1 pseudogene is annotated in these 316 nt (G+C 53.8%); it reads right to left on the bottom strand.

Annotated features, from left to right (window positions below):
* Window positions 1–316, bottom strand: a pseudogene (locus P0G09_RS17175) (Lyzozyme M1 (1,4-beta-N-acetylmuramidase)); the annotation flags it as partial.

Here is a 316-nt window from a genome sequence, read left to right as displayed (position 1 = left end):
GCCAATGGTGATGGCTGCCGCCATCACCAGGCACGCAACAGCCTGGCCGATGCTGCGGCCGGTGCCGTTCTTGCTTGATTTCTTGAAAGATGTTTGTTTCATGCCGCTTGCGCTGCCTCCAAGCTGGACCGGGCAGGATACACGAACTGCACCGGCCCGCCAATATAGTCTCGCATAATTGCGGATAAAGCTATTTTTACTCTCCCAGTATACACCCAAACCCGTGTCGCCGTCAATCAGTTCGCTGTGCTTCGGCATCGCGTAAGGCAGAAAAAGCGGAAAGAAAAACACGCTCCACAGTAAAAACGAGCAGGAA

It is taken from the genome of Faecalibacterium sp. DFI.5.82 (assembly GCF_029076575.1).
Taxonomy (GTDB): Bacteria; Bacillota; Clostridia; order Oscillospirales; family Ruminococcaceae; genus Faecalibacterium; species Faecalibacterium duncaniae.
This window is presented reverse-complemented; position numbering and strand designations above follow the sequence as displayed.